16 protein-coding genes are annotated in these 21,209 nt (G+C 69.1%); 5 read left to right on the forward strand and 11 right to left on the reverse strand.

Annotation, left to right across the window (positions count from 1 at the left end):
* Positions 1-49 precede the first annotated feature (49 nt).
* Entirely contained in the window at positions 50-1,096 is a 1,047-nt protein-coding gene (locus AAGI91_02280) for a two-component regulator propeller domain-containing protein (GenBank protein ID MEM1041432.1), read from the forward strand.
* A 61-nt stretch (positions 1,097-1,157) separates the two neighbouring features.
* The gene (locus tag AAGI91_02285) at positions 1,158-3,359 is read left to right on the forward strand and encodes an ATP-binding protein (GenBank protein MEM1041433.1); all 2,202 of its coding nucleotides are present in this window, start codon (positions 1,158-1,160) and stop codon (positions 3,357-3,359) included.
* Between the two features lie 9 nt (positions 3,360-3,368).
* On the opposite strand, the gene AAGI91_02290 is transcribed toward AAGI91_02285, so the two are convergent.
* The 11 genes from AAGI91_02290 to AAGI91_02340 all read right to left on the reverse strand — a co-directional run bounded on the left by AAGI91_02290 (position 3,369) and on the right by AAGI91_02340 (position 16,326).
* The gene (locus AAGI91_02290; protein ID MEM1041434.1) at positions 3,369-3,815 is read right to left on the reverse strand and encodes a hypothetical protein; all 447 of its coding nucleotides are present in this window, start codon (positions 3,813-3,815) and stop codon (positions 3,369-3,371) included.
* Between the two features lie 162 nt (positions 3,816-3,977).
* Positions 3,978-5,417 carry a 23S rRNA (uracil(1939)-C(5))-methyltransferase RlmD gene (gene rlmD / locus AAGI91_02295; protein ID MEM1041435.1) on the reverse strand — a complete coding sequence of 480 codons (1,440 nt, stop codon included), beginning with the start codon at positions 5,415-5,417 and terminating at the stop codon, positions 3,978-3,980.
* An 81-nt stretch (positions 5,418-5,498) separates the two neighbouring features.
* The gene (locus AAGI91_02300) at positions 5,499-7,850 is read right to left on the reverse strand and encodes a BamA/TamA family outer membrane protein (protein ID MEM1041436.1); all 2,352 of its coding nucleotides are present in this window, start codon (positions 7,848-7,850) and stop codon (positions 5,499-5,501) included.
* Between the two features lie 41 nt (positions 7,851-7,891).
* Positions 7,892-8,110, reverse strand: a complete 219-nt coding sequence (locus AAGI91_02305) for a DUF2795 domain-containing protein (GenBank protein MEM1041437.1) — start codon at positions 8,108-8,110, stop codon at positions 7,892-7,894.
* Positions 8,111-8,308: 198 nt separating this feature from the next.
* On the reverse strand, positions 8,309-9,286 hold the full coding sequence (locus tag AAGI91_02310; GenBank protein ID MEM1041438.1) for a M23 family metallopeptidase: 978 nt from the start codon (positions 9,284-9,286) through the stop codon (positions 8,309-8,311).
* 466 nt (positions 9,287-9,752) lie between these two features.
* Positions 9,753-10,787, reverse strand: a complete 1,035-nt coding sequence (gene hprK, locus AAGI91_02315) for an HPr(Ser) kinase/phosphatase (protein MEM1041439.1) — start codon at positions 10,785-10,787, stop codon at positions 9,753-9,755.
* An 84-nt stretch (positions 10,788-10,871) separates the two neighbouring features.
* Positions 10,872-11,867: a MoxR family ATPase gene (locus tag AAGI91_02320; GenBank protein MEM1041440.1), complete on the reverse strand. Its 996-nt coding sequence runs from the start codon at positions 11,865-11,867 to the stop codon at positions 10,872-10,874.
* Positions 11,868-11,945: 78 nt separating this feature from the next.
* Positions 11,946-12,875, reverse strand: coding sequence for a methionyl-tRNA formyltransferase (fmt, locus tag AAGI91_02325; protein MEM1041441.1), 930 nt, complete (start codon positions 12,873-12,875; stop codon positions 11,946-11,948).
* A gap of 119 nt (positions 12,876-12,994) precedes the next feature.
* Positions 12,995-14,389: a GWxTD domain-containing protein gene (locus tag AAGI91_02330; GenBank protein ID MEM1041442.1), complete on the reverse strand. Its 1,395-nt coding sequence runs from the start codon at positions 14,387-14,389 to the stop codon at positions 12,995-12,997.
* Positions 14,390-14,626: 237 nt separating this feature from the next.
* Positions 14,627-15,604 carry a signal recognition particle-docking protein FtsY gene (ftsY, locus tag AAGI91_02335; protein MEM1041443.1) on the reverse strand — a complete coding sequence of 326 codons (978 nt, stop codon included), beginning with the start codon at positions 15,602-15,604 and terminating at the stop codon, positions 14,627-14,629.
* Between the two features lie 41 nt (positions 15,605-15,645).
* Positions 15,646-16,326 (reverse strand): CDP-alcohol phosphatidyltransferase family protein, encoded by a 681-nt coding sequence (locus AAGI91_02340; protein MEM1041444.1) that lies wholly within the window; start codon positions 16,324-16,326, stop codon positions 15,646-15,648.
* A 175-nt stretch (positions 16,327-16,501) separates the two neighbouring features.
* Here AAGI91_02340 and AAGI91_02345 point away from each other — a divergent pair, with 175 nt between their 5' ends.
* The 3 genes from AAGI91_02345 to AAGI91_02355 all read left to right on the forward strand — a co-directional run bounded on the left by AAGI91_02345 (position 16,502) and on the right by AAGI91_02355 (position 21,183).
* A complete protein-coding gene (locus tag AAGI91_02345; protein MEM1041445.1) occupies positions 16,502-17,575 on the forward strand; it encodes a glycosyltransferase in 1,074 nt (357 codons plus the stop codon).
* A 41-nt stretch (positions 17,576-17,616) separates the two neighbouring features.
* Positions 17,617-19,587 (forward strand): M1 family metallopeptidase, encoded by a 1,971-nt coding sequence (locus AAGI91_02350; protein MEM1041446.1) that lies wholly within the window; start codon positions 17,617-17,619, stop codon positions 19,585-19,587.
* A 207-nt stretch (positions 19,588-19,794) separates the two neighbouring features.
* Positions 19,795-21,183 (forward strand): nucleoside transporter C-terminal domain-containing protein, encoded by a 1,389-nt coding sequence (locus AAGI91_02355; protein ID MEM1041447.1) that lies wholly within the window; start codon positions 19,795-19,797, stop codon positions 21,181-21,183.
* Positions 21,184-21,209 lie beyond the last annotated feature (26 nt).

The raw sequence follows: 21,209 nt of genomic DNA on the forward strand, positions 1-21,209 counted from the left end.
CGTCGATACGTAACTCATGCCTGTGTAGCGGACTCTGTCCCTTCGTTTCGTGTACCTTCTTCGCCTGTCGCGCCCGGCCCTGCCTGCGTCCCGCCTCCGCCGCTGGGATAGGGCCCAGCCGTGCGCTCAGGTCCTGCTGTGGGGCTTGCTCGCAGCGCTGTGGACCGGCTCGCCTAGCCAGGCGCAGCCGTCACCGGGCCTCGACCCTGCGCACGCGCTGACCCAGTACGTGCTCGACGTGTGGACAGTGGACGAAGGTCTACCGCAGAACAGCGTCACGGCCGTCCGACGCACCGCAGACGGCTTCCTGTGGGTTGGTACCCAGGAGGGCCTCGCCCGCTTCGACGGCGTCGAGTTCCTGGGCTACGAGGGCCTGCCGAGTTCATTCGTGTCGGCACTGCACGAGGACCGGGACGGGACCCTGTGGGTCGGTACCTACGGCGGCCTCGTCGCGCTCGACCCGGCGCGCGCGCAGCTAGGCGGCAGCGCCTTCACGGCCCCCGTCGAGGGCCTGCCGGGCAGCCGGGTCAGCGTGCTCGCCTCCGACGCCCGCGACGCCCTCTGGATCGGGACCTTCGATGGCGGGCTCGGCCGGATGACGGAAGACGGCACCGAGGCCTTCTCGCTCACCGAGGGCGTACCGGAGGACGCCGTGATGGACATCGCGGTCGGTGCCGACGGCAGCGTCTGGATCGCCATGCAGACGGAGGGCCTGGTCCGCTATACCCGCTCGTCCAATGACTCCGGCGGCACCTTCACCACGCTTACCGGGGCCGATGGGCTGCCCGACGCGCCGCTGACAGGCCTCGCCCTCGCCCCCGACGGCACACTCTGGATCACGACCGAGCGCGGCCTCGCCCGCTACGACGGCAGCCGGTTCACGACTTTCGGCTCCGCTGACGGGCTGCCCATGCCCGACCTCCGCACGGTCGCCGCCGATGCGCGCGGCAGCGTCTGGCTCGGCGGCACGGATGGCGGGCTGGCACGTTTCTACCAGGGCGATTTCAGCGCCCTCTCCGCCGGGGGCGACCTCCCCGACGGGAAGGTCGGCGCGCTTCACCTCGACGGCGAGGGGCAACCTATGGGTCGGGACTGACAGCGGCGGGCTGGGCCGCCTCCGCGACAGCGGCCTGACGCTGTACTCCTCCTCGGAGGGCCTGGCCGACTCCTACGTCTGGTCCGTCTACGAGGACCCCGGCGGCGCGCTCTGGATCGGCACCGAGGGCGGTCTGAGCCGGTTCGACCAGGGGCAGTTCACGAACTTCGCGGTGGGCGACGGGTTGCCGAGCAGCCGCATCATCGCCGTCCGCGGAACCCAGGACGGGACCCTCTGGGCGGGCACGCACAGTGCGGGCCTCGTCCAGTACGCCAGCGGCCAGTTCAGCACCTACACCACCGACGACGGGCTACCCAGCCCTTCCGTCTACGCGCTCTACGAAGACCGCAGCGGCACGCTGTGGATCGGGACCGGGGGCGGCCTCGTCCGCTACAACCCTGGCGCAGAGCGCCGCTTCACAACGTTTACGACCGACGACGGCCTGTCGAGCAACCTCATCACGGTCGTCGCCGAGGACGCCGCCGGGTGCCTGCTCGTCGGGACCTACGACGGAGGACTGAACACGCTCTGCGGCGAGACCGTCGTCCGGCAGACCACGAAGGCCAGCGGCCTGCCGAGCGACCTCGTGCTGTCGCTCTACGTCGACGGCGAGGGTGTAGTCTGGGCCGGCCTGCTAGGCGGTCTCGCCCGCATCGAGGGCGGGGCGGTCCACACGTTCACCACCGACGACGGGCTCTACAGTGACGAGGTGCTGCACCTCTTCGAAGACGAGGCGGGCACCTTCTGGCTGTCGTCTAACCGCGGCCTGTTCCGCGTTCCCAAGTCCTCGCTGACCGCTGCGGCACGCGGCCAGGACGTGACGGTCGCGTCGATCTCCTACGGGCGCGTCACGGGCCAGCGCACGCTGGAGTTCAACGGCGGCGTGCAGCCCGCCGGCTGGCACAGCGCCGACGGGACCCTGTGGCTCCCGACGACAGAGGGCGTCATCAGCCTCCGGCCCGAGGACATGGCGGCGCTCCCTGTGCCCGCGCCCCACCTCGACGCCTTCCTCGTTGACGGCACCTCCGCTTCGATTGGTGGTCCCTTGCTGCTTCCGCCCGGCGGCAGCCGGTACCACTTCCGCTTTGCCGCGCCGCGCTTCGTCGCCCCAGAGCGCCTGCGCTACCGCTACCGCCTGGACGGCGTCGACGCGGGGTGGACCGAGGGCGAGGGACGGCACGAGGCCTTCTACACGAACCTGCCCCCCGGCCCCTACACCTTCCGCGTGCAAGCCGTAGATGAGGACGGGCGCGTCAGCGAAACCCGGAGCCTCGCCTTCGAGATCGAGCCTCATTTCTACCAGTCGCTCTGGTTCCTCGGGCCGGCGCTGCTCGGCCTCACCGGGCTGCTGTACCTGCTCTACCTCCTCCGCGTGCGCTACCTCGTGGCGCGGCAGCGCGCGCTGGAACGCCTCGTCGAGGCCCGCACGGCAGACTTGCGCGAGGCCAACCACCGGCTGGCCGAGACCAGTGAGTTGAAGTCCCACCTCATGCACATGGTAGCGCACGACCTCAAGAACCCGCTCAACGGGGTCCACGAGATCGCCAAGCTCCTGAAGATGGAACTGCCCCCCGACGCTCCGCAGCAGGAGTTCGTCACGCTCGTCGAGGACGCCGCCGAGCAGATGCTGGCCCTCGTCCTCCGTTTCCTCGACGCCGAAGCACTCGACAGCGACACGCTCAACATCGAGCTTCAGGCGGTCGACATGGCCGCGGCTGCCCGCGCGGCGGCGGGCCGGTTCCAGGCCGCTGCGGAACGGAAGGACCAGCGAATCGCTGTCGAAACGAGCACCGAGACGCCGTTCGCGCAGGCGGACCCGGCGTGGCTCCAGGAAGTGCTCGACAACCTCGTCAGCAACGCCGTGAAGTTCACCCCCTCGGGCAAGCACATCTGGATCGGCGTCAGCTGCAGCCAGGACGCTGGCGGCGCGCGCTCGGTCCGCTTCTCGGTCCGGGACGAAGGGCCTGGGCTCACCCAGGACGACCTCGACAAGCTCTTCGGCAAGTTTCAGCGGCTCTCGGCTCGGCCTACGGGGGGCGAGTCGTCGAGCGGCCTCGGCCTGTCGATTGTGCAGCGCGTCGCTGAGCTGCTCGGCGGCCGAGTGTGGGCTGAGAATGCGCCAGAGGGCGGCAGCCTCTTCGTGGTCGAGCTACCGGCCTCGGAGCCTGCTCCGGCCGAGCGGTCTGCCCCGGCCTCGATAGCACCCGACGATGACACCGCTGTTGACGAGTTCGACCTCGGCGGCGTGCTGATCGGCGGCTAGCGAGCCCGCTCAGGGTAACTCCTCTAGATCGGCCAGGTCCTTGAGTCGCCCGCTGGCGCGCTTGTTCTTCTTGAGGCACGCTAGCCCGATGACCGTGACGGGCACCCCGTCCCATTCGTCTTCGACGCGCTCCGGCCAGCACTCCTCGAAAGTGACCCCGGAGACCGTCGTCATTATCTCGATCCGCAGCGGCTCGTAGCCCATCCTGATGAGACTCCGCTTGCTGAGAAAAGCGTCAGCCCTCAGCTCAGACACCCCAAAGCCGAAGTCTCCGAGTGCCGCGACGATGCGCTCTGCGTTCTGGGCGTCCATTCGCACCCACACGTCCATGTCGTTCGTAGCGCGAGGGTATCCGTGCCGGGCGACAGCGTAGCCCCCGACAAGGAGGTACTCAACGCGGTGGTCGCTCAGCGATTTCAAGAACGCGCTGAAGTCGGTCGGTAGCTCGATCTCCATAGTTGATCCGGCGTAGCATCTCTACGTGACGGAGACGTTCGCCGGGGGCTTGGCTCCACCAGTAGCGACGGTTGGCCTCCTCGGCCTCCTCGAAGGACGAGAAGACCTGGAACGCAGTACGGTCGATGCGGGCGTCGTCAGGATTCATGCCGGTAACATACGCTACACCGCGCGCAGGCTGACGACGTTCTCGACGTGGTGCGTGTGCGGGAAGAGGTCGACGGGCTGCACGGCTTCGATCCGGTAGTGCGCCCTCAGCGGCGCGAGGTCGCGGGCCTGCGACTGCGGGTTGCAGCTCACGTAGACGAACCGCTCGGGCCGGAGCGCCCCGATCTGCTCGACGACCTTCGGGTGCAGCCCGGCGCGCGGCGGGTCCACGATCAGCACGTCCGGCCGCCCGTGCGAAGCGACGAAGTCCGGCGTGAAGAGCTTCATCATGTCGCCCGTCACGAACGTGCAGTTGTCCACGCCGTTGGCCGCCGCGTTCGCCCTCGCGTTCTGCACGGCCGCCTCGACGAGCTCCACCCCGACGACGCGGCGGACCTGGCCGGCGACGAAGAGCGAGATCGTCCCGGCCCCGCAGTAGAGGTCGTAGACGAGGTCGTCCGGCGTGAACTCGGCGAAGGCGGCGGCAACAGCGTAGAGCACCTCCGCCTGGCGCGTGTTGGTCTGGAAAAACGCGTTCGGCGCGATCTCGAACGTGTGATCGCCGATCCGGTCGTGGACGATGCCGGAGCCGAATACGGTGTGCATCGCCTCGCCGAGGGCGGTCTGCGCTACGCCGGTGTTGACGGTGTTGACGAACGTCGTCGCTTCGGGAAACTCAGCCCGCAGAAGACCGGCGTACTCGGCGACGCGCGCCTCGTCGTAGCCGTTGGTGACGAGGTTAACCATCTTCTCGCCGGTATGCTCGGGCGTGCGGAGGACGAGGTGGCGGAGGTAGCCGGTCTTCTTGTGCACGTCCCAGGGTGCCCACCCGCACCGCTTGGCGAGCGCGCGCGTGGCGTTGACGAGGCGGGCGCTCCACGCGCTCTGGAGGTAGCACGCCGAGAGGTCGAGCACCTTGTCGAACCGGCCGGGGACGTGGAGGCCGAGCGCGAAGTCGCGGTCGAACGTCTCGCCGGAGGCGATCTCGCGGTCGGTCAACCAGCGCTGCGCCGAGAAGGAAAACTCCATCTTGTTGCGGTAGTAGTATTTCTCTTCGGCCCCGATGGTCGGGCGCACTTCGACGCCCTCGAATCCGCCGGCGTGGGCCAGTGCCTCGGCCACGCTCTGCCGCTTGGCTTCGAGCTGGGCAGGGTACTCGACGTGCTGCCACTTGCAGCCGCCGCAGCCCCAGAAGTACTCGCAGCGCGGGTCGGTGCGGAGCGGGCTCTCCTCGAGCACCTCCACGATCCGCGCCTCGCCGAAGCCGCGCTTGCGCTTGAAGAGCCGCGCCCGGACCGTGTCTCCCGGCACCGCGCCCGCCACGAACACGACGTACCCGTTCAGGCGCGCGAGCGACTTGCCCCGGTCGGCGAACTTCTCGATCTTGAGATCGAGCGTCGCACCCTTCTTCGGACGCGTGGGCTTCTGGGCCGGAGGTGGAGGCAGGGACGTCATAGTTCCGAGGGGGAGACGCACATGGTAGCTGCCGCTCGGGAATAGGTTCTGCGCCTGAGCCGATCCTCGCGCCGGGAGGGTTCAAAAGGCTTGACCGATCCCGAAGTAGAACTGCGGCTCGTTCCCGGCGGGAAAGAGCGGGTCGTCTGGGTTAGGTGAGCGGACCTGCCACGCCAGGTCGAAGCGGACGATCAGGAACTCGTACGCCACGCGCAGCCCCACCCCGGCACCCACGGCGATCTCGCGCGCGAAGGAGTCGAACCGGAAGCGCCCTGCCGAGCTCGGGTTTCGGGGGCCGAGCCAGACGTTGCCGGCGTCGGAGAAGAGCGCGAGCGACCAGTCGGCGGCGAAGAGCTGGCGCAGCAGCAGCGTCCTGAACTCCATCCCCACCTCCAGCTTGACCTCGCCGCCCTGCGCGAAGGCGTCGCCGCTCGACACGTTCCCCGGCCCCAGCCGCCCCAGCCGCCAGCCGCGCACGCTGCTCGCCCCGCCGGCGTAGAACCGGCGGTCGAACGGCACCGTGTCCGGCGTCCCGGTCGGGTGGGCGAACCCGACGATGGCCTTGGCGGCAACCGTCGAGAGCCGGCCAACCGGGCGGTACTCGCGCACGTCGCCGATGGCGCGTGCGTAGGGCCGGTAGGTGAGCTCGTTGCCTCCACCGAGCACGGGCAGCCCCGGCAGCGCACCCTCCAGCGTGTCAGGCGTGAAGACGAACCGGTCGAGGAGGTACGAGAGGTTGCCCCCCACTTCGAGCGCGGCGTCGCGGGCGTACCCCTGGTCGCGGCGGAAGAGGTCGGCGGTCGTCGCGCGGAGCGTGTAGCGGAGCGCGTTGTTGATCTGGGGCTCGGTATAGTCGTTGAGGATGGCGGCGCGCACCACCGGGTCCTCGATGGAGTCGAGGAAGTTGTCCTCGAAGTCCCCGAACGTGTCAGGGTCGGAGAGCCGGAGGTCGACGAGGTCGAGCAGCGAGGTGAGCGAGGGGCTGTGCTGGACGGTGAAGCGCAGCCCCGCCGAGGCGCGGCCCCGGATGAGGATGCCAAGCTCCTGCTGCCGTGCGGTGAGGAACCCGAGCGAGAGCCGCGTCCGGGCGTCGAACGGCCGCAGCGCCCGCTCGGCGAAACCGAACGGGAAGATGAGGTACGGGTACGTCAGCGAGGTCGCCGCCTCAGCTTGCCACGAGCCGAGCGCCTCGTCGATGTCGATGGCACCGGCTACCGAGCCGCTGAGGCGGACGGCGAAGGCTTCGGCTCCGCCGAAGAGGTTGGCGTTGCGGTACGACGAGCCGATCCCGATGCCGAGCTCGCTGTCGCTGATGCCCGCGTCGTCGGAGGGCAAAATGGGCGTGCGCTGCAGCACGAAGCCTTCGAAGCGCAGGCTGTGCCGCCGCCGCGTGCGCAGCTCGATCCGGTGCCCCAGGCGTGGGACGGTGTCGGTGCTGACACCGCCGGCGGCGACGGGTGCGACCTCGGTGAACGAGAAGACGCCGGTGCGCTCCAGCCGCCGCTTCGTCGCCAGCAGGTCGCTGCGGCTGTACGAGGCCCCCGGCTGGAACTGGAGCGAACGGGCGAGCAGGCGCGTCTCCAGCACCCCCTCCCCGCTGTACGCCGACACGACCGTCCCGTCGCCTACGCGCAGCGTGTCCGCCCGCGCGGGATCCGTCTCCGGCCCTCTCACCTCAAACCACACGTCGCCGAAGTCGTAGCGCGGTCCCGTGCTCACCCGGAAGGCGACGTCGAAGCGCAGCGAGTCCACGGCGAAGGCTACGGCGCGGACCGAGTCGCGCGTGATCCCGGCGAACCCCTCGTCGCGCAGGAACGCGAGCAGGCGGCGGCGCTCGTCCAGCAAGTCCGGCTCGGACAGACGCTGGCCGCGCGCGGCGAAGGCGAGCGTGTCGGCGTTCCGAACACCTACCAGCCGGAGGCGCGTGGTGCGGGCCAGCCGGCCCTGGGCGTCGGCCCCGAGTCCGTCCAGTCCCTCGTAGCGCACCGACGCGATCAGGCTCGGCGGCCCCCGGTCGATCTCAAACCGCACGTCGGCCCGCTCCGCCGAGAGCGTGTCGACGCGCGCAGCGACGAGCGCGCTCCGGTAGCCGGCCTGGCGGTAGAGCAGTTCGAGCCGGGTGCGGTCCGCCTCCACCAGGTCGAGGTCGAGGTCAGCGGGCGGTTCTCCGCTTCGCAGGAACGCTCCGGAGAGCGCACCGCCGAGCGTGCCGGCAGCACCGAGTTGGTGGATCCAGAGGCCCGGCGTGACCCCAGGCAAGCCGAGAAACTCCCGGTTGGGCTGCGTCCGCAGGAGCGCGCGCACCTCCTCGTCGTCGAACGGATCGAGGTCGCCGGAGAGCCGGACGGAGGCGACGCGGAGCGGGTCCGTCTGCGCGCGGGCGGACGACGCAGCGAGGAGGCACCACAGAAGGCCGAGGGCGAGGCGTCGCACGGGGGCAGGCGAGGAGCCCGGGGACGGCTACCCGGGGACGGCTACTCGTCCTCGTAGTAGAAGTCGTCGTTGTTGACGGGATAGTCGGGCCAGATCTCCTCGATGCTTTCGTACGGCTCGCCGTCGTCCTCCATCTCGATCAGGTTCTGCCTGACTTCGAGGGGCGCACCGGTGCGGTCGCAGTAGTCGATGAGTTCTTCTTTGGTCGCCGGCCAGGGGGCATCTTCGAGATGCGCTGCGAGATCCAGAGTCCAGTACATAGAGAAAGCCAGGAAGGTGCGGCAGGGGCTGCGCCGGTGGGGTGGCGCGGCACCGCACGATAAAGCTAGTTGGAGGCCAAAAGCAACCCACGCCCGGAGGTTCCTGCAATCTCGGGCCGGAGCCCGCAGGCCAGAGTAAAAAATCGGGGCGAGCGCTCTGTGCGCCCGCCCCGCTGAAAGCGTTTCTGGCCTCGCCGGTCAGTCGAGCGGCATCGCTTCGCTCTCGGCGGTCTGCACGAGCGCCTGGTACTCGGACGGCTTCACGCCCGGCGCGAACGAGTAGACCGGGTTGACGGCCTCGTCGCTGCCCATGCGGCGGATCTCGTAGTGGAGGTGCGGCGACGTGGAGAGCCCCGTGTTGCCGCTGATCCCGATCACGTCGCCGCGCTCGACGGCGACGCCGGGGCGGACGCCCTCGGGAATCCGCGAGAGGTGGGCGTAGAGCGTAACGCGCTTCACCTTCGGGTGCCGGATGCGGACGTTGTAGCCGTAGCCAGAACTGACGCCGGCGAACTCGACGATGCCATCGCCGGTGGCGTAGATCTCCGTGCCGACGGGGACCGAGAAGTCCACGCCCGCGTGCATCTTGTAGACGCGGTGGATCGGGTGGCGGCGCATCCCGAAGCCGGAGGTGAGCGGGCCGGAGGTCGGGAGGATGGCAGGCATCTGCGGGATCGCCTCGGCGCGCTGCGAGGCGAGCGTGAGCAGTTCGTCGTAGCTCGTGCGCTGAAGCGACACCTGGCGCTCGAGCTTGTCGAGCGTCGACTCGTTCTCCTGGAGCAGTTCGCCGGCCGTCTCGCTGAACCCGTCGAAGGTGCTCACGTCCGCGCCGCCGACGCCGACCTGCCGGACCTCGTCCGAGATCGGGTCGGCCTGGAAGATGGTGCGGTAGAGGTCGCGGTCCGTCTCGGCAAGGTCGTCGAGGCGCTCCGAGAGGGCGCTGAAGCGCTCGCCGTTGGCCTTGAGCTGCTCCTGGAGGGCCTCGTTCTCCTGCGCGAGCGCGACCTCCTTCGGCGTCGAACTCGTCTCGTAGACCGCCCACATCCCGGCCCCGGCGAAGACGATGGCGAGGGCCAGCACGACGGCCGACTGCAGGAAGAACCTACGACGCTGAGGCTGGACTTCCACGAAGGTGCACGCCTCGTGGTCGTAGTAGTAGTAGCTGTTCTTGGACATGTACGGCGAGCGGATGAGAGGTTGTGGTGGGGAGGCTCGCTCTCCGTGCTGAGCACACGTGATGCGGACGTGTGCTCAGCACGAAGATGCAGGTCGCGGCGCGGTGGGGGCTGGCGTCTCGCTACGTCAATCTCGCGATTGGCAACAACCAAGCCCGAAGTGCTGTCCACAGGGCGGAGCGCCGTCGGGGGAAACTTTACTCCTCGCATCGGGAAAGCCTGCGAGGACAATATATCCAGGTCAACCGCTACCAGTCAACCGGCGGAACGGGTAGGACGGAAACTTCGCAAGAGATATCGCCCGTGCGGAGGTGCGCCTTCGGCGCGCGGTGTGAGGGCGTGGGAGGAATGAAGGGAATGGGAGGGATGAGCGTTGGCGCAGAGCGCGAGGGTCTCGGTAACCTGGTCGCCTTTTCTTGGCTCTCCCCACTCTCCCCACGCCAGACAGACCGGCGTGCGCAGCACATCTACTCCGTGTCGTGCTCGAACCACTCGGTGTTGCGGCGCGGGCGGGCGGGGCTGCCCTCGGGGTCGCCCGCTTCCTTTGAGCGGATGCGGTCGGCGAGGCGGCGGGCGAAGACCTGGGCAGGGTCGTAGCCGTAGTGCTGCAGGAGGTGGTTCATCGCGATCACCTCGCAGATGACGGTCATGTTCTTGCCCGGCACGATCGGGAGCCGGACGAGCGGGAGCGGCACGCCGAGGATCTCGCGCGACGCATCGACCATGCCGATGCGCGTGTATTCCTGGTCGGGGTCCCACACCTCCATCGCCACCACCACCTCGACGCGCTTCTGGAACCGGATCGCCCGGATGCCGAACATGGCCCGCACGTCGACGATCCCGAGGCCGCGGATCTCCATGAAGTGCTGCGTCAGCTCCGTCCCCGAGCCCATCAGCACGCCCTCGCTCTTCTTCGTCACCACCACCACGTCGTCGGCCACGAGCCGGTGCCCGCGCTCGACGAGGTCGAGGGCGACCTCGGACTTCCCGATCCCGCTCTTGCCGACGAGCAGCAGGCCGATCCCGTAGACGTCCACGAGCGAGCTGTGGACGGTCTGCTGGAGCGCGAACTGGTCCTCGAGGAAGTCGCGGAGGTGGTGCATGAACTCGGTCGAGGGCACTGGGGTCGAGTAGGCGGGGATCCCCGCGTCGGTCGCCATCTCGACGAGGTCGGCGGGGAGCCCGTTGCTCTCGGTCATGAACAGGCATGGGATGCCGAACTGCACGAGGCGGCCGAACGCGGCGCGCCGGGCGTCCGCGCCGAGGTGGGCGAGGTACTGGCACTCGGTGTTGCCGAGCACCTGGACGCGCTCGTGCGTGAAGAGGTCGGTGTAGCCCGCGAGCGCGAGGCCCGGCCGGTTCAGGCTGCTCTCGACCACGACGCGCTCCGAGGCGTCGACCTCGTTGACCGCCTCGACGTCCACCCTGAGCAGTTCGCGGAGCTGCTCTACGAGGAACGCGACGGAGATCGACTCTTTCTTGAACGGCTCAGGACTGCGCATGGCGAGCGACGAGTTGCGAATGACGAGCGACGAGTGCGTGCCCAGAGCCACCGTTCGTAGCTCGTCGTTCGTCACTCGTCCTTCTCATGGGACTTCGACGGTGTCGAGGATTTGGCGGACGAGCTGCTCCGAGGTCACCTCTTCGGCCTCGGCCTCGTAGGTCACGCTGACGCGGTGGCGGAGCACGTCGAGCGCGACGGCGCGCACATCCTCGGGCGTGACGTAGGCCCGGCGCTGGAGGAACGCGTGGGCGCGCGCCGCCCGGTTGAGGTAAATCGAGGCACGCGGCGAGGCCCCGTAGGCGATCAGCGTGGCGGCCTCGGCGAGCCGGTAGCGCGCCGGCTCGCGCGTGGCCAGGACGAGGTCCACGATGTAGCCCTCGACGCGCTCGTCCACGTAAAGGTCGGCGAGGACGGAGCGGGCGCGGAGGATCTGCTGCGGCTCGACGACGGGCTGCGCCTCGGGCACGGCCCCGTGCGCCGCCATCCGGCGCATGATCTCGAGCTCCTGGTCCCGCGTCGGATAGTCCACGACCACCTTCAGCATGAAGCGGTCCACCTGCGCCTCGGGTAGTGGGTAGGTCCCCTCCTGCTCCACCGGGTTCTGCGTGGCGAGGACCAGAAACGGCTCCTCCAGCGGGAACGTCGACTCGCCGATCGTCACCTGGCGCTCCTGCATCGCCTCGAGGAGCGCGCTCTGGACCTTCGCCGGGGCGCGGTTGATCTCGTCGGCGAGGATGAGGTGGGCGAAGATGGGGCCCTGCTTGATGAAGAAGTCGGCCTCCTGCTGGTTGTAGACGAGCGTGCCGAGGAGGTCGGCCGGGAGGAGGTCGGGGGTGAACTGGATGCGCTGGAAGCTCGCCGAGATGGCCCGCGCCAGGGTCGAGACGGTCAGCGTCTTGGCGAGGCCGGGGACGCCTTCAAGCAGGACGTGCCCGCCGCTGAGCAGGCCGATCACCAGGCGCTCGATGAGCTCGTGCTGCCCGACCACCACGCGGTGCACCTCGGCCACGAGCGCCTCGGCGAACGCGCTCTCGCGCTCGATCCGCTCGGAGAGTTCGGTGATGTCTGCTTCGGTCATAGGGGCAGCTTTTGGCTTTTGGCTTTTGGCTTTTGGCGGCGCAACCTACAGGCTGAGGGCTGACAGCCGAGAGCCTCCTCACCCAAGTCGTTCGCCGGGGCGGAAGCTGTAGCCGCGCAGGAACTCCTCGGCGCTCATTTTCGCTTTGCCTTCGCGCTGGAGCTCCAGCACCTCGACCGCCCGCTCGCCACAGGCGACGACGAGGCACTCGCCCTCGGCCTCGATCACCTCGCCCGGCTCGCCCGAGCCCTTCGCGGGGCACGTCCGGTAGAGCTTCAGGAGCGTGTCGCCGTGCGTCGTCCACGCGGCCGGGTAGGGCGAGAGGCCACGCACGAGGTTGTGGACCGCGGCCGCCGGGCGCGACCAGTCGATCTCGGTGTCCTCGCGGAAGAGCTTGGGCGCGTAGCTGACCCGGGCCTCGTCCTGCCTCAGCGCCTCGGCCGTGCCCGAGGCGAGGTGCTCGGCGGTCTCGACGACGACCTCGGCCCCAAGCGCCGCGAGGCGGTCGTGCAGTTCGCCCGCTGTCTCGTCCGGCCCAATCCCGAGACGCCGCATCAGGAGCGTGTCACCGGTGTCGACTTTGGGCTGGAGCAGGAACGTCGTCACGCCGGTCTCGATCTCGCCGGCCATGATGGCGCGGTTGATCGGGGCCGCGCCCCGGTACTGCGGCAGGAGCGATGCGTGGAGGTTGAACGCCCCCTGCCGAGCCACACCGTAGACTTCGGGCGGGAGGATGCGGAACGCGACGACCGCGATAATGTCTGGCTCCAGCGCACCCAGGGCCTCGGCGAAGGCGGGGTCGCGCAGGTCGTCGGGCTGGAGCACGTCGATCCCGTGGCGCTCGGCGGCGCGCTTGGCGGCCGAGGGCTGCACCTGCTGCCCGCGCCCCCGCGCCCGGTCCGGCACCGTGACGACCGCCACCGGCGGCATCCCGGCCTCGACGAGCGCGTCGAGCGATGGGACGGCGAAGTCGGGCGTGCCCATGAAGACGATTCGAGGCGCAGGCATGGCGGAGTGCGTGGGGTGATTGGCGGAAACTGCGCCAAAAAATACGCCCCACGCCGGTGCGGGCGCAGGGCTCAGGTTAATCGGGTAGGGGCTTGATTAATCAAGCCCCTACTCAGGACTTACATCCGCGTCCGCTCGTCCCAGATCGGGACCAGCAGTTCGAAGTCGCCGAAGCCCGTGTCGTCGACGAAGATGAAGCGGCGGCCGATGCGGTTGTAGTACCACACCTGGTAGGGCTTGTCGCCGTAGCTGAACGGGTGGCGCTCGACGAAGTCCGGCTCGCCGAAGCGGATGAAGACCTCGCCCCGGTCCGTGTTCCAGCCGTTGTCCTCGAAGCGGCCGTAGTTACGGTTGGCGAACGAGACGCGGAAGTAGTATTCCTCCATGCGCTCGTTGCGCCGCGTGCCGGGCGTGGGGTCGCGCTTCTCCCAGAAGCTCTCGAAGGCGCGGAACTGCTCCTCCGAGGTTTCGGCGTTGCGGATCGCCCGGAGGTCGCGGTCTTTGGCGATGTAGCGGAGCTGCGCGACGGCGCTTTCGAGGTCCGCGATCTGCTCGTCGAGGCCCATCCAGCGGACCGTGAACGCCTTCGACGCCGCCGCCACGACCACGCCGGCTTCGCTTTCGAGACGGACGGTGAACATATAATTGCCCGAGCCGAACGGGTCGGTCTCGAGCGTCAGGGTGGCAGGGTTGCGGCCGGGCTGGACGGTGAGCGTCTCGGTAGTTCGGAAGTCCGGGTCGCGCTCCTCGCTCTCCTTCGTCGGGAGGCCGAGGAGGGGGCGCAGGATTTCGGGACGGCGGCGCTCCCGGTTCTGCTTCACCACCTCGTAGTGGACCTGGAGGGGCTGCTCCCGGTCGGCGTAGATCTCGTAGAACAGCGTAAACTCGTCGCTGTCGGTGCCGATGGCGTTCGAGACGTTGGGGAAGATGGTCTGCTGCTCGGCGTCGTAGCGGTCGGCGAGCAGGAGATCGCTCATCGATATGGGGGCGTCGAAGGCGCGGACGTCGAGCGGAAGCTCGCGCAGGAAGGTCCGGCTGGAGGCCGCGTCCTCGACCTGCACTTCGAGCGCGTAGGTGCCCGGTGTGAGGCGGAGCGACTGCGTAGCGTAGTCGTAGAGCGTGTCGGACTGCGTCACCTCGTACTCGGGCGCGTCGACGGTGCGCTCCCACATCCGGCTGCGGACGAGCCCCTGAACCTTGCCCTCGCTGTCGGTCCGGTAGATGTCCACCGAGACGCTGTAGCGCGCGCCGAACCCGCTGTCCTGGCTCAGAAAGCGCAGGCTCTGGTAGGGCACCTTGGTGTAAACGTCGAGGCGGGTCTCCGTGCGTCCGTCTTCGCCCCGGACGCTCACCGCGTCCACGTCGAACTCGGGCTGGTAGGCCGCGCGGCCACTGAGACCGCTCCGGTACTCTTCCTGGGCGTGGGCTTCGGGCGTCGCCCAGCAGAGGGAGACGAAAAGCGCGCAGGCGGCCCAGCGCGCGAGGATCCATCGGTCTGTGGCAAGGCAACCCATAGGCTTCGGCCTCTGTTCGGCTTTTCCGGATCGCGAGCGATCCCTGCTTATGATACGCGCGCAGGTGAGTTCCGCAAGGTGGTACTGCCGGGAGCACCCCGCAGGGCAAGCGGTCCGGCGTAGGGTAAATATGACGACGGGGCGGCAGAAAACAAAGCGGGGCTGCGCCCTACCGTCTCCCTGCCACGCCGAACGGTTGCAGACGACCTCCGAACGGACGGGTCCAGACCACCCACGCTAGTCAAACAACGCGGCGACGAACGCGGGCCGGTCGAAGAGTTGGAGGTCGTCGATGCCCTCGCCGACACCGATATACTTTACGGGAATCTGGAACTCGTTGGAAATGCCAATCACAATGCCCCCTTTGGCGGTCCCGTCGAGCTTGGTGAGCACGAGGCCGGTGACATCCACGCTCTTGGTGAACTCCTCGGCCTGGCGGAGCGCGTTCTGGCCGGTCGAGGCGTCGAGGACGAGGAGGACCTCGTGCGGTGCCCCGGAGACCTGGCGGTCCATGACGCGCTTGACCTTGCTCAGTTCGTCCATCAGCCCGCCCTTCGTGTGCAGCCGCCCGGCGGTGTCGATCAGCACCACGTCCGAGCCGCGCGAGGTGGCCGCGGCGAGCGTGTCGAAGGCGACAGCGGCGGGGTCGGCCCCGTGGTGCTGCCGGACGATGGGCACGTCGGCCCGCGTCGCCCACACTTCGAGCTGCTCGGCGGCGGCGGCGCGGAACGTGTCGGCAGCCCCGAGGAGCACCGACTTGCCCGCCTCCTTGTAGCGGTTGGCGATCTTACCGATCGAGGTCGTTTTGCCGACCCCGTTGACGCCGACCACCATCACGACGTGCGGGTGGTTCGGCAGCGGGGCGGCGAAGCCTGTCCCGGACTCCGATCCGGGATCTCCCGGCCGGTCCGGGGCCGTGGCGAGGAGGAGGTCGGCGATCTCCTCGCGGATGATGCCGTTCAGGTCGCCCGTCGAGACGTACTTGTCGCGCTTGACGCGCGCCTCGATCCGGCGGATGACGTCGACCGTCGTCTTGACGCCGACGTCGCTCGTGACGAGGACTTCTTCGAGGTCGTCCAGGACCTCGTCGTCCACCTGGTCCTTGCCGGCGACGGCGCGGGTGAGCTTGCCGAAGAAGCTGGTGCGGGTCTTTTCGAGCCCCTCTTCGAGGCGCTCCTGCTCTTTCTCTTTCTTGCCGAAGCCGAACAAGGCCATGTCTATCGGGTGATTGGGCGAGGCGGTGACGGAGCGGTCGGCTATCCGGCGACCTGGTCTTTCGACTCCTCGCCGACGTTTTCGGGGAGGCGCCCGGTCACGACGCGGTGCTGCTCGTCCACGGGCACGTCGGGGCCGAGGCGCAGGACGAGCGCGAAGCGGTGGAGGTAGCGGGCGAGTGAGTAGGCCAGCAGCACCGTCGTCGTCCAGATGCAGGCGTCCAGCACGGGCGGGTCGGCGCGCAGGAGCGCCGCGAGGATCGTGACGGCGAGGGCGGTCACGGTCACTTTCCCGCTCCAGAGGCTCATCATCACGTAGCCGAGCTTCCGGGTCTGGATCAGCCCGCCGGCGGCGATCACGGCGTCGCGCAGGATCACGCAGGCGACGAACCACGCCGGCAGCGCCGGCCCGAACTCCGCCGGGCGCAGGACGAGCGCGAGCGTCACGGCCGCCGCCGCGAGCTTGTCGGTCGCCGGGTCGAGCACCCGGCCCCACTCCGAGACGGTCCCGCTCCAGCGAGCGATCTTGCCGTCCAGAAAGTCGGTGACGATGGCGAAACCGATCAGCCCCATCAGCCACCCGAACGGCCCGCCCTGGTAGACGAGCTGGGCAATCGGCCACACGAGCGCGCCCCGCGCGAGCGTCAGCACGTTCGCCGGCGTCCAGAACCGACCGAGGTCCGGGAAGCCGACGGGCGCAGGGGACGATGAGGGGGCAGCCATACAGGGCAGGACGTGAAAGCAGCCACGAAGATACACTGCGGACGTGCTGGGCCGAGGTAACCTGCGCAGCACATAAGGCAGAGATCGGGTGCGTTATTCGCTAAACCCGCAGGTCTCCCGGGCCACGCACACCGGCCAGCACCCGTACGTTTCGTGCCTCCTACCCGGTGCCGCTATGCTTCTCCTCTTCGCCGCCGCATGCGCCGTGCAGGTCGGCTGCTGGCTCCTGCTCGGCCTCGGGTTCCGACGCGCTCGCCAGACGGCCATCGCCGCAGGCGCTGCGCTCCAGCCCGCATCGGTCGTCGTCGCGGCGCGGGACGAGGAAGAGCGGCTTCCGGACCTGCTCGCCGCCCTCGCCGCGCAGACCCATCCTGACTTCGAGGTGCTCGTCGTGGACGACGCCTCGGAAGACCGCACGGCAGCCCTTGTGGAAGAAAAGGCGGCGCAGGATACGCGCTTCCGGCTCGTGCAGGTGACGGACTCTCAGGATCCAAGAAAGAAGCACGCCCTCACACTCGGCATCGCGGCAGCCCGCCACGGCCTACTCGCCTTCACCGACGCCGACTGCACGCCGCCGCCCGGCTGGCTCAGCACGCTTGCCGCGCACCACGCCGCCACGCCCGAGGCCGTGCTCGTCGGCTACGGACCGTACCGCCGCGAGCCGGGCGCGCTGAACGCCTTCGTCCGCTACGAGACCCTCGTGACCGCGCTCACGACGGCGGCAGCGGTCGGGCTTGGGCGGCCGTACATGGCCGTCGGGCGCAACTTCAGCTACCCCGCGTCGGTGTTCGAGCAGGTCGGCGGGTTCGCGCACTCGGTGCAGTCGCTCTCGGGCGACGACGACCTGCTCGTGCAGGAGGCGCACCGCCACGGCGTCCCCGTCCGCTACGTCTTCGACGAGGTCGCGTTCGTCCCGAGCGAAGCGCCGCGCTCGTGGCGGCGGTGGGCGCGGCAGAAGCTCCGCCACACCTCAGCGGGCCGGTACTACGACCGAGGCGCGCAGGCCGCCCTCGTCGTCTTCCACGCGTCGAACCTGCTGGTCTGGGTCGCGCCGCTCGTGCTCGGGTGGACGGGGGCCGGGCTGCTCGCCGGACGCTTCCTCTTCCAGCGCGTCGTTCTCCGCGACGCCGCACGCACCTTCGGCGAGGCCGACCTGATGCTTGCGCAGCCGTTGCTTGACGCAGGGTACGTCCTGTACAACACTGTCCTCGCCTCGCTCGGGACGCTCCTGACGCCAAAACGCTGGTGAGGCTTTATACTCCGCTGACCACTTTACGCTAGCCCGTCGCCATGCGCTCGCTTCTCCTCGCTCTCTGCCTCCTCGCTCTTCCTGCCGCTGCGCAGGACGCTCCGCCGCCAACGAATGCGGACCTCTTCGCCCCGCTCGACCTGCCCGCGCCGGACGCATACCGCACGGCCTCGGGCACGCCCGGCCCCGCCTACTGGCAGCAGCGCGCCGACTACGACATCGCCGTCGGCCTCGACCCCAACACCCACACCGTCACGGGCGAGGAGACGATCAAGTACACCAACAACAGCCCCCAGGCGCTCGGCTTCCTCTGGCTCTACCTGGAGCAGAACCTGTTCGCCGAGGGCAGCCGGGGCGCGGCGCTGACGCCGGCCGACAGCCGCTGGCGCGGGGCCTTCGCCGAGGGCGGGCTGACGCTCGGGTCGGTCGAGGTCGTCCACGGCGGCGAGACCTATACGCCCAACTACCTCGTCGACGACACGCGGATGCGGATCGACCTCGCCGAGCCGCTCGCGGCCGGCGGCGGGCAGCTCCAGCTTCGGATTGCGTGGGGCTTCGTCGTGCCCGAGTACGGGGCCGACCGGATGGGGCGGCTCGCGGTCGAGGACGGGATGGTCTACGAGCTCGCGCAGTGGTTCCCGCAGATGGCCGTCTTCGACGACGTGCGCGGCTGGAACACGCTCCCTTACCTCGGACAAGGCGAGTTCTACTTCAACTACGGCGACTTCGACCTCGCCATCACCGTCCCGACGCCCTACACGGTCGTCGCCACCGGCACGCTGCAAAACCCAGAAGAGGTCTGGACCACCGAGCAGCGCGACCGGCTCAAGGCGGCCGGCGCGAGCGCCGAGCGGGTCTACATCATCGCCCCCGATGAACTCGGTCGGGCGCACCCGCAGAAGAGCGCGGTGACGACGTGGCGCTTCCGCGCCGAGAACGTCCGCGACGTGGCGTGGGCCGCCTCGAACCGCTTCATCGTCGACGCCGCCGGAGCCACCACCGACGCAGGCGACGTGCTCGTCATGTCGGCCTACCCACCCGAGGGCGTCTCCGACGACCCGAGCGAGCCCGGCTGGGAGGAGGCGACGCGGTTCGGGCGGGCCTCCGTCCTCGCCAACTCGCGCTGGACGCCCTACCCCTATCCCGTCATGGTCTCCGTCGCGGGCGTAGTCGGCGGGATGGAGTACCCGATGCTGCACTTCTCCGGCGTCGGGCGGCGCGGGCAGAGCCTGTTCGGGGTGATCGACCACGAGATCGCCCACACCTGGTTTCCGATGGTGGTCGGGTCCGACGAGCGGCGGCACGCGTGGATGGACGAGGGCTTCGTCTCGTTCATGAACACGTCCTCGGCCGTCGCTTTCTACGACGAGAACGAGGACCCCTCCATCGCCCACTTCGGCCAGGGAACGACGATCCGCGTCAACCGGCTGATGCGACGCGACACGGTCGTCGCCCTCATGGAGTCGCCCCCGATGCAGGACCAGACGGTCGCGACGCCGGCCGACCAGATCCGCCGCCCGTCGCTGGGCTTCCTCGCCTACCGCAAGCCTGGCAAGGGGCTGCTGATGCTCCGCAATGCCGTCCTCGGGCCGGAGCGCTTCGACGCGGCGTTCCGCGCCTATATCGAGCGCTGGGCCTACAAGCACCCGCAGCCCGCCGACTTCTTCCGCACCGTCGAGGACGTAGCCGGCGAGGACCTGAGCTGGTTCTGGCGCGGCTGGTTTATGTCTACTGAGACGCTCGACCAGGCGATTGCGAGCGTCGAGCGGATGGGAGATGGCACCGTCGTCACCGTCGAGAACCGCGGCGGCCTCGTGATGCCCGCGGACCTGGAGGTGACATTCGCCGACGGGCAGACGGAGCGCGTCCGCGTTCCGGTCGAGGCCTTCTTCAAGACCGATACGTTCGAGGTCGCCCTCCCCGGCCCGCGCCGCCTCACCTCCGTGCGCCTCGACCCCGACGGCGTGTTGCCGGACACCGACGAGGCGAACGACGTGTGGGCTGGTGGGTGACGCGGCGACGCTTAAGCCGTCGCCGGGATCGTAGGGGCGGGTTTCAAACCCGCCCCTACGACAACGCACCGCCGCGCCGACGCATCGATCCCTCCGGCGGGAATATCTTGGCGCGGCCCGGTCCCACGGGGCCGCTCCGGGGCGCTGCCCCGTTTCTGCACCCGGCTCGGCACCGGCTGAGCCGGGTGCTTCTTTTCTTCCGCGCCTATGGACATCGTCTCCCTCCTCCGGGGTCTGCTCGGTATCGCCGCCATCCTCGGCATCGCTTTCGCCTTTTCCTCCGCGCGCCGCAGCGTTAACTGGCGGACGATTGGGGCCGGACTGCTGCTCCAACTCCTCTTCGCTGTCGTCATCCTCAAGGGCGACGCGATGGCTGAGGTCTTTGCCCCGTTCGGGTGGCCGAAGGCGGCGTTCGCGTGGGTGGCCGGGCTGTTCGTCAAGTTCCTCGCGGCGGTCGAGGTCGGGGCGACATTCATCTTTGGGAGCCTCGGGCTGCCGCCGGGGGCCGACGGCTCGCTCGGGTTCTTCTTCTTCGCCTACGTCCTCCCGACGGTCGTCGTGTTCGCCTCGCTGATGGCGATCCTGTACTACCTCGGCGTGATGCAAGTCGTGGTGCGCGGGATGGCGTACGTCGTGCGCCGGGCGCTCGGGACGAGCGGGCCGGAGAGCCTGAGCGTGAGCGCCAACATCTTCGTCGGGCAGACCGAGGCCCCGCTCGTCATCAAGCCCTACATCAAGAACCTCTCGCGGAGCGAACTGATGGCGGTCATGACGGGCGGGATGGCGACGATCGCGGGCGGCGTCCTGGCGAGCTACGTCGCCTTCCTCGGCGAGCGCTACGCGTCGGTGACGGGAATCGCGGTCGAGGCCGGGCAGCAGCTCTTCGCCGAGCAGCTCCTCGGGGCGAGCGTGATGGCGGCCCCGGCGGCGCTCGTCCTCGCCAAGATTCTGATTCCCGAGACGCGCCCGGTCACGGCCGATGCCGTTCCCGACACCGATGCGGGCGAGGCCACGCTCCCGGCGACCTCCAGCGACGAAGCGCTGGGCGCGGCCGAGGAGGCTATCGAAGACGCCGGCCCCAAAAACGTTATCGACGCCGCCGCGACGGGGGCGGCCGACGGGATGAAGCTCGCGCTCAACATCGGCGCGATGCTGATCGCCTTCCTCGCGCTCATCGCGATCATCAATGGGATTATCGGCTGGGCCTTCGGCTTCGCCGGCCTGGAGATCACCCTCGAGACGATCCTCGGGACGGTGCTAGCCCCGGTCGCCTGGCTCATCGGTGTGCCGAACGCGGACCTGCTGACCTTCGGCGGGTTCCTCGGGACGAAGGTGATCGCCAACGAGTTCGTCGCCTACAGCCAGTTCGCCGACGCGATTGGGGCCGGCACCCTCCAGCCGAAGACCATCGTGATGGCGACCTTCGCGCTCTGCGGCTTCGCCAACCTGTCGTCGATCGGCATCCAGATCGGCGGGATCGGGCCGCTGGCACCGGAGCGGACGGGCGAGATCGCCTCGCTCGGCCTCCGCGCCGTCCTTGCCGGGACGCTCGCCAACCTGATGACGGCCACCATTGCCGGGGTTCTTCTCGGCTGACGCATCGGTCGGAACCGCTTGCCGCG

The sequence above is a fragment of the Bacteroidota bacterium genome (assembly GCA_038746285.1).
Lineage (GTDB): Bacteria > Bacteroidota > Rhodothermia > Rhodothermales > JANQRZ01 > JANQRZ01.